Source organism: Pantoea agglomerans NBRC 102470 (genome assembly GCF_001598475.1).
Taxonomy (GTDB): Bacteria; Pseudomonadota; Gammaproteobacteria; order Enterobacterales; family Enterobacteriaceae; genus Pantoea; species Pantoea agglomerans.
Window position 1 is genome coordinate 68,240 of the sequence record NZ_BCZA01000013.1, and the last position, 8,421, is coordinate 76,660.

Genomic DNA, 8,421 nt, shown 5'->3' on the forward strand with positions numbered 1-8,421 from the left:
TTCAGGCGCTTTTTTTATCGGGAGAAAACAGCAATGTCGTCTGATGAGTTAGAACTGGTCTGGAATAATATCAAAGCAGAAGCGCGCGCCCTGGCTGATTGTGAGCCGATGCTGGCCAGCTTCTTCCACGCGACATTGCTCAAGCATGAAAATCTCGGTAGTGCACTGAGTTATATGCTGGCCAACAAGCTGGCTAACCCGATTATGCCCGCCATCGCCATTCGTGAAATCGTTGAAGAAGCCTACCGTGAAGATCCGTCGATGATTATGTCAGCGGCGTACGATATTCAGGCGGTGCGCCAGCGTGACCCGGCAGTCGATAAATACTCCACGCCGCTGCTCTACCTCAAAGGTTTTCACGCCTTACAGGCCTACCGCATTGGCCACTGGCTGTGGAATGAAGGCCGGCGCGCGCTGGCGGTTTATCTGCAGAATGAAATCTCCGTCTCCTTTGCCGTCGATATTCATCCCGCCGCCAACATCGGCCACGGCATCATGCTCGACCATGCCACAGGCATTGTGATTGGTGAAACCGCCGTGGTTGAGAATGATGTCTCGATCCTGCAATCGGTTACGCTGGGCGGAACCGGCAAAACCAGCGGCGATCGTCACCCGAAAATCCGTGAAGGGGTGATGATTGGTGCCGGTGCGAAAGTTTTGGGCAATATTGAAGTTGGCAAGGGAGCCAAAATCGGTGCCGGCTCCGTGGTGTTACAGCCCGTGCCGCCGCACACCACTGCAGCAGGCGTACCCGCGCGAATCGTTGGTAAGCCAGGCAGTGAAAAGCCGTCGATGGATATGGATCAGCACTTTAATGGCAGCCTGGCGGGTTTTCAGTTTGGCGACGGCATCTAGTCTTTAATCAGCGCGCCCGCATAATCAAGCTGGCGCCACGCTTCATAGACCACCACCGAGACGGCGTTCGACAAATTCATACTGCGGCTTTCCGCTTTCATCGGGATACGGATTTTCTGCTGAGCCGGTAACGCCGCTAAGATCTCAGCCGGAAGTCCACGGCTCTCCGGGCCAAACAGCAGATAATCGCCAGCCTGATACGCTACGGCACTGTGTGCGGGCGTACCTTTGGTCGTCAGCGCAAACAGACGCTCAGGCGACTCTGAGGCGATAAACGCCTGATAGTCGGCGTGGAATTTAATGGCAGTAAATTCGTGGTAATCCAGCCCGGCGCGGCGTAAACGCTTGTCATCCCAGGCAAAACCAAGCGGCTGAATCAGATGAAGCTGAAAGCCAGTATTGGCACACAGGCGGATGATATTGCCGGTATTCGGCGGAATTTCTGGTTCAAACAAGACAATGTTAAGCATAAGGCCCCCGATGACAGGGGCCGAAGCATAACAAATTATTGGCGAGCGGAGGAGTAGAGCGGCAACCAGAGGGTCAGACGCAGGCCGCCCAATGGGCTGTCATCCGCTTTAACCCAGCCGCGATGTTGCTGCACTGCCGTTTCAACAATTGCCAGGCCAAGACCGGTGCCGCCGGATTCGCGATCGCGTGCTTCATCGGTACGGTAGAAAGGCCGGAAAATCTGTTCACGATCTTCCGGACTCACGCCAGGCCCATCGTCATCAACATGTACCGTGATGCCGGAAATATCGACGGAGAAGCTGACGCTGATATGGGTGTGTGAATAGCGCAGCGCATTGCGTACGATATTTTCCAGCGCACTCTCCAGCGCATGGGGGTTACCATAAAGCGGCCACGGGCCAGGCGGATAGGGAATATCCATCTTCTTGCCCATCTGCTCCGCTTCGAAGCGGGCATCTTCCAGCACCCCATTCCACAACTGATTCGCCTTCATCGCTTCGCTGACCAGCGCATTTTTATGCTGGGTGCGCGACAGCACCAGCAGATCGTTAATCATGCCATCAAGACGCTGTGCTTCCATCTCAATGCGGCCCAGCTCTTTGCCTTCCCCCTGGCGCCGACGCAGCAGCGCGGTAGCCAGTTGCAGACGGGTAAGCGGGGTACGAAGCTCATGGCTGATATCCGATAACAGACGTTGCTGACCGGTCATCATCCGCTCCAGCGCACTGACCATCTGGTTAAAGCTGGAACCCGCCGCCAGAAACTCCTGTGGGCCCGATTCCAGTTCCGGATGCTGACGCAGGTTTCCGCTTGCGACTTCGTCGGCAGCATATTTCAGCTTACGTGCCGGACGAGCCAGGCTCCAGGCCAGCCAGAGCAGCAGCGGTGAGCTGATGAGCATAGTGACGATAAGCAGTAACAGGGGACGGTCAAATAGCAGATTCACGAAATCGAGCTGGGAACTGTTGGCGGGACGAATCATGTAAAGCTGGTAGTTATCTTCGCCATCCCGAACGGCGAAAGGCCCTACCAGCTCAACACGACCATATTTCTTCTTCTGCGGATGATCGGCATTGTCTGACTGGCCGATAAAATTGCGGATAACCTGCATTTCGTTATGTTGCGCGCCGATCACCCGACCTTCACTGGTGACTAACAGCAGCCGCTGACCCGGCGGTGCCCACTTTTCCACTGCCCGAAACAGACGACGCCACCACATCAGATCGTTAGGGGGATCCTGTGACAGCTCTGCTTCGACGTGTTGCTCAATCATGATTCCCTGCCGCTGTTCACTTTCCAGCAGCGAGGTCATCTGTCGTGAATCGAGCTTGGGCACCATTAGCACCAGCATCAACACCAGCGCCAGCGTCAACCAGAAGATGGCGAAGATACGGGTGGTCAGACTTCCAATCATGATGCCGAAACCATCAGATAGCCGCGGCCACGTAAAGTTTTGAACCAGGGATGACCGTCACGGCGTTCAGGCAGCTTGCGACGCAGATTGGAGATATGCATATCAATAGCGCGGTCAAAAGGCGTCAGGCGTTTGCCCAGCACTTCCTGACTCAGGTGCTCACGCGACACCACCTGGCCCAGATGCTGCGCCAGCAGATAGAGCAGGGTGAACTCCGTGCCGGTCAAATCCAGCGTCACATCATCAAAACTGGCCTCCTGACGGCCGGGATTGAGACGCAGGCAGTCCACTTCCAGCGTGGGCGAGCTATTATCGTGTTGCTGCTGCTGTTCACTCCAGTTTGAGCGCCGCAGAATAGCGCGGATACGCGCCACCAGTTCACGATCGTTAAACGGCTTAGGCAGATAGTCATCTGCGCCCAGTTCGAGGCCCAGTACGCGATCCAGCTCGCTGCCGCGCGCCGTTAGCATGATGACGGGGGTTTGATGTTGCTGACGCAGTTCTTTCAGGGTGTCGATACCGTTTTTCTTCGGCATCATGACATCCAGTAAAAGCAGATCAATTGAGTTATCGAGCAGGTTCAGCGCTTGTTCACCATCGCTGGCTACCACCACTTCAAACCCTTCCATTTCTAACAGTTCTTTTAAAAGCGAAGTTAATTCGCGATCGTCATCTACCAACAGGATTTTATTCATTTTTGTAGCCCTCCGCAGGCAAAATACCGTGTTCCTGGCGCACCTATCCATCGCTTTACGTAGTTTTACACCCCCTGACGGATGTTTGCAGCTGTCGCCGTACACTGGCTCTCGTTGAATCGCAAAACGGAACGAACTGGAGTACACGATGCGCAAATTAACCGCCGTCGTCCTTGCCTCAGCGATGGCTCTGAGTGTCGCCAGCGCAGGTGCTAAAGATGCGACGACGATTGACGAGATGCATCATGGCGGATTGCCGACAGGCAGTATGACGCAAAATCCGCAAAGCCACATGTTCGATGGCATTGAGCTGACTGAAGAGCAACGTCAGCAGATGCGTGACCTGATGCAACAGGCCCGACATGAGCGCCCGGTCGTCCATATTGACGATATCGCAGCACTACATGAGTTAGTGACTGCAGACCAGTTTAACGAAGCGGCCATCCGCGAGAAGGCGGAAGTGATCGCCAGAGTTCAGGTTGAACAGCAGGTCGAGATGGCGCGCGTACAGAATCAAATGTTCCAGCTGCTAACGCCAGCCCAGCAGTCGGCGTTACAGCAGAATTACCAGCGGCGACTTAATGAGCTGCGACAGTTTTCGAATTTGCAGTCAGCGTCATCGCTGCAGGCAGTGAGTAGTACCAGCAGTAACCAGTAACATAGTATCCCTGTTTTCCTTGCCATAGACACATCCCTGTCTTCCCCCGCCATGATGGTGGGGGTTTTTTTTTATCTTTTTTTCACTTTTTTTATTTTGACTGGAATCATCACCCCGCAATAAAACCCCTGTTTGATTAGCGCTTGTTGAGCTTTTATGGGTAAGCCTCACCGATTCCTTACTATTCAGGTCATGACTTAAATTTAAGCGTGCCGGTAAGGGTTTTACCGCCTGTTAAATATTATAACTCACTGAAAGTGAATGAATTACAGGCAGGAATAGAAAGCTTTAATTATATTTTTCAATGAGATAAATCCCCCGCGTTACGCTTGCCGGTTCAGGCGCACCCTCTACACTTAATCCTGTCACTGCAGGGAAGTTAAGTGTCTTTGCGAAGTCTCAGGGAGCAGCAACCACATTATGTAGTCCTGAATGAATCTATTAACGGAGTAAGTTATGGCAGAGCATCGTGGTGGTTCAGGTAATTTCGCAGATAATCCGCAAAAAGCGTCTGAAGCCGGTAAGAAAGGCGGCCAGAGTAGCGGCGGCGGAAATTTCAAAAACGATCGTGAAAAAGCATCAGAAGCCGGGAAAAAAGGCGGCAAAAAGTAGTCGTCGGCCCTTTCTCAGCCCGGACCAGGGCCTGAATGTGGCCTGGTACTGATGTGTATGACACTTTGCCCCGTCCTCCCACAGAGGCCGGGGCTTGTTTTTTTGTTCCTGTCGCGCCTTCCCAAAAAAGCCTGATCCGTTGATCGACCCGCTAAGCAGTGCCCGCCTCCCGATGTTAAACTTGAGCCATTCATTCATTTTGGTGCGCATCATCACTGATGCCGCACAGGGAACCTGGCATGCAACCCTCTTATGGCCGACTGGTAAAGCGTGCTGCGCTCGGCGCGACCATTCTTGCGTCTGTGCTGTTGCTCGTGAAAATTTTTGCCTGGTGGTACACCGGTTCGGTGAGTTTACTGGCCTCTCTGGTGGATTCACTGGTGGATATCGCCGCCTCGCTGACCAATCTGCTGGTGGTGCGTTATGCACTGCAGCCCGCTGACGAAGATCATACTTTCGGGCACGGCAAAGCGGAGTCGCTGGCAGCGCTGGCGCAAAGTATGTTTATTTCCGGCTCGGCGCTGTTTCTGTTTCTGACCGGCCTGCAGCATCTGGCGACGCCCAATGAGTTGCGGGCGCCCGGCGTCGGTATTGTAGTGACCGTGGTGGCGCTGAGCTCAACGCTGGTGCTGGTGGCCTTTCAGCGCTGGGTGGTTCGTAAAACCCGCAGCCAGGCGATCCGGGCTGACATGCTGCACTATCAGTCCGACGTCATCATGAATGGCGCTATTTTGATTGCGCTGGTGCTGAGCAGCTATGGCTTTGCCCGGGCGGATGCCCTGTTTGCGCTGGGCATTGGTATTTTTATTCTCTACAGCGCACTGCGTATGGGCTACGAGGCGGTTCAGTCATTGCTGGATCGCGCGTTACCGGAAGAGGAACGGCAGCAAATCCTGACGCTTGCGACAAACTGGCCGCAGGTGCAGGGCGTTCACGATCTGCGAACCCGTCAGTCCGGGCCGACCAAATTTATTCAGCTGCATCTGGAACTGGAAGATCAGCTGCCACTGGTGCAGGCGCATCGGGTAGCCGATCAGGTTGAGAAGGCGTTACGCAAAGAATTTCCCGGGTCAGACGTAATTATCCATCAGGATCCCTGTTCTGTGGTACCGTTCGAGAAAGAGGATTCTTTAGGTTTTTAACTTAAATGAATCAAATCGATACGGCAGGGATGACGTAACGCTAACATTGCTGCAAAAAATAGTGAAAAGTTGTCTGACCTGAATCAATTCAGCAGCAAGCCTTTGATATACTATCTGCCATCACGTGTCGCGCGAGTCGTAAAATGAGCTTCAGCAGCGATCGACAGGCAGGATTAACCCTTAGTTTTGAACAATCCAGAGGTTGTCATGATCAAAAAAATTGGTGTATTAACCAGCGGCGGTGACGCCCCAGGCATGAACGCAGCTATTCGTGGCGTGGTGCGTTCCGCGCTGAGTGAAGGACTGGAAGTTTTTGGGATCTATGACGGTTACCTGGGATTGTACGAAGATCGCATGATCAATCTTGATCGCTACAGCGTTTCCGACATGATTAACCGCGGCGGCACTTTCCTGGGCTCAGCACGCTTCCCTGAATTCCGTAATGAAGATGTGCGTCAGGTTGCCATTGAGAACATGAAAAAGCGCGGCATTGATGCGCTGGTTGTTATTGGTGGTGACGGTTCCTACATGGGGGCTAAGCGCCTGACTGAAATGGGCTTCCCGTGCATTGGTCTGCCAGGCACCATCGATAACGACGTTGCCGGAACGGATTACACTATCGGTTATTTCACTGCACTGGAAACCGTGGTTGAAGCGATTGACCGCCTGCGTGATACCTCTTCATCGCATCAGCGTATTTCGATTGTGGAAGTGATGGGTCGCTACTGTGGCGATCTGACACTGGCGGCCGCCATTGCGGGTGGCTGTGAGTTCATCGTACTGCCTGAGTTCCCGTATACTCGTGAAGAGCTGGTAGCGGAAATCAAAGCGGGCATCGCCAAAGGTAAAAAGCACGCTATCGTGGCGATTACTGAGCACATCTGCGATATCGACGATCTGGCGCGTTTCATCGAAACAGAAACCAAGCGTGAAACCCGTTCTACCGTTCTGGGCCACATTCAGCGTGGCGGTGCACCTTGTGCGTATGACCGTATTCTGGCCTCACGCATGGGGGCCTACTCTATTGAACTGCTGATGCAGGGCTACGGCGGCCGTTGCGTCGGTATTCAGAACGAGAAGATGGTGCATCACGACATCGTCGACGCCATTGAAAATATGAAGCGTCCGTTCAAACGCGACTGGCTCGACACCGCGAAAAAACTCTATTAATTCCTCTACGGGGTGTGCGACCTGGTGCGCCCCGGCATCCCGCCTCTATATTCCCCATGGTTATAACAGCTTATTTTTAATTCTTTTAGCTCTGTATTGGTTTATGTCACGCTTAGCCCATAACGACATTGGGAGAGTGCGTAATGAACAAGTGGAGTATCGGCGTTACCCTGTTGCTGGCCTCAACCAGCGTTCTGGCGAAAGACATTCAGCTGTTAAACGTTTCCTACGATCCAACCCGTGAGCTGTACGAACAGTACAATAAAGCGTTCAGTGCACACTACAAACAGGAAACCGGCGATAATGTCGTGGTCCGTCAGTCGCATGGCGGTTCCGGTAAGCAGGCGACCTCCGTGATTAACGGCATTCGGGCGGATGTGGTCACACTGGCGTTGCAATCAGATGTTGATGCCATTGCAGAACGCGGTCGTATTGATAAAAACTGGATTCAGCGTCTGCCGGACAACTCTGCGCCCTACACCTCGACCATTGTCTTCCTGGTTCGTAAAGATAACCCTAAAGGCATCCATGACTGGAGCGACCTGACGAAGCCAGGCGTATCTGTTATCACCCCTAACCCGAAAACGTCCGGCGGCGCACGCTGGAACTATCTGGCGGCCTGGGGCTGGGCGCTGGATCATAACAACGGCGATCAGGCTAAAGCGCTGGCTTACGTCAGAGCGCTGTTTAAAAACGTTGAAGTGCAGGATTCCGGCGCACGCGGCGCAACCAACACCTTCGTTGAGCGCGGGATTGGTGATGTGCTGATCGCCTGGGAAAACGAAGCCTATCTGGCGGTTAACAAGCTGGGCAAAGACAAGTTCGAGATTGTCACTCCGAGCGAATCGATTCTGGCGGAACCGACCGTGTCGGTGGTCGATAAAGTGGTAGATGAAAAGGGGACGCGTAAAGTCGCCGACGCTTATCTGAAATACCTCTACTCGCCAGAAGGCCAGACTATCGCTGCACAGAACTACTACCGTCCGCGTGATGCTGAAGTCGCGAAGAAATTCGCCAGCACCTTTGCGCCAGTGAAGCTGTTTACCATTCAGGACAAGTTTGGTGGCTGGACACAGGCTCAGAAAGCCCACTTCGCCGATGGCGGCAGCTATGACCAGGTCATGAAACCGTAATGCGCTGCGGTCAGCGCATCCCTGTGCTGACCGCTTATCTCCCACAACCACGCCTTTTCTCCTTCTCCGCCCAGCCGCTGGGTTACCTGCCAGAATTCCCCGTGACATTTTTTTCTCGCCAGGCGAGGATGCAGGCTGCTAAGCCATTCAGGAAGCGTTGTTATGCCGACACATCGTCGTGCAACCCGCCTGGTTGCGGTTCTGCTGGTACTGGTCATTGCGGGGATGCTGGCTGCCGCACTGCATTTCAAAAAGAACAGTGATGCGTTGT

9 protein-coding genes are annotated in these 8,421 nt (G+C 53.7%); 6 read left to right on the forward strand and 3 right to left on the reverse strand.

From position 1 onward, the window contains the following. Positions 1 to 33 precede the first annotated feature (33 nt). The gene (cysE, locus tag PAG01S_RS20220; protein WP_010258225.1) at positions 34 to 855 is read left to right on the forward strand and encodes a serine O-acetyltransferase; all 822 of its coding nucleotides are present in this window, start codon (positions 34 to 36) and stop codon (positions 853 to 855) included. Here cysE and trmL read toward each other — a convergent pair. Genes trmL through cpxR form a run of 3 tightly spaced genes read right to left on the reverse strand, consistent with a single transcriptional unit; the run spans position 852 to position 3,435 of the window. Continuing rightward, positions 852 to 1,325 (reverse strand): tRNA (uridine(34)/cytosine(34)/5-carboxymethylaminomethyluridine(34)-2'-O)-methyltransferase TrmL, encoded by a 474-nt coding sequence (gene trmL, locus PAG01S_RS20225; RefSeq protein ID WP_010258223.1) that lies wholly within the window; start codon positions 1,323 to 1,325, stop codon positions 852 to 854. The two genes, cysE and trmL, sit on opposite strands and share 4 nt — an antisense overlap. A gap of 35 nt (positions 1,326 to 1,360) precedes the next feature. Further along, positions 1,361 to 2,740 carry an envelope stress sensor histidine kinase CpxA gene (gene cpxA, locus PAG01S_RS20230; RefSeq protein WP_010258221.1) on the reverse strand — a complete coding sequence of 460 codons (1,380 nt, stop codon included), beginning with the start codon at positions 2,738 to 2,740 and terminating at the stop codon, positions 1,361 to 1,363. Continuing rightward, positions 2,737 to 3,435, reverse strand: coding sequence for an envelope stress response regulator transcription factor CpxR (cpxR, locus tag PAG01S_RS20235; RefSeq protein ID WP_009088062.1), 699 nt, complete (start codon positions 3,433 to 3,435; stop codon positions 2,737 to 2,739). The genes cpxA and cpxR overlap by 4 nt, the downstream gene beginning before the upstream one ends. Positions 3,436 to 3,583: 148 nt before the next feature. Here cpxR and cpxP point away from each other — a divergent pair, with 148 nt between their 5' ends. The 5 genes from cpxP to PAG01S_RS20260 all read left to right on the forward strand — a co-directional run bounded on the left by cpxP (position 3,584) and on the right by PAG01S_RS20260 (position 8,150). Then, a complete protein-coding gene (cpxP, locus tag PAG01S_RS20240) occupies positions 3,584 to 4,093 on the forward strand; it encodes a cell-envelope stress modulator CpxP (RefSeq protein ID WP_010258214.1) in 510 nt (169 codons plus the stop codon). 456 nt (positions 4,094 to 4,549) lie between these two features. After that, entirely contained in the window at positions 4,550 to 4,705 is a 156-nt protein-coding gene (locus tag PAG01S_RS20245; RefSeq protein WP_010258211.1) for a con-10 family general stress protein, read from the forward strand. Between the two features lie 239 nt (positions 4,706 to 4,944). Continuing rightward, the gene (gene fieF / locus PAG01S_RS20250; protein WP_062759637.1) at positions 4,945 to 5,847 is read left to right on the forward strand and encodes a CDF family cation-efflux transporter FieF; all 903 of its coding nucleotides are present in this window, start codon (positions 4,945 to 4,947) and stop codon (positions 5,845 to 5,847) included. A gap of 207 nt (positions 5,848 to 6,054) precedes the next feature. Further along, positions 6,055 to 7,017, forward strand: coding sequence for a 6-phosphofructokinase (gene pfkA / locus PAG01S_RS20255; RefSeq protein WP_003851263.1), 963 nt, complete (start codon positions 6,055 to 6,057; stop codon positions 7,015 to 7,017). Positions 7,018 to 7,160: 143 nt separating this feature from the next. Next, entirely contained in the window at positions 7,161 to 8,150 is a 990-nt protein-coding gene (locus tag PAG01S_RS20260; RefSeq protein ID WP_010258203.1) for a sulfate ABC transporter substrate-binding protein, read from the forward strand. The last annotated feature ends 271 nt before the right edge of the window (positions 8,151 to 8,421 follow it).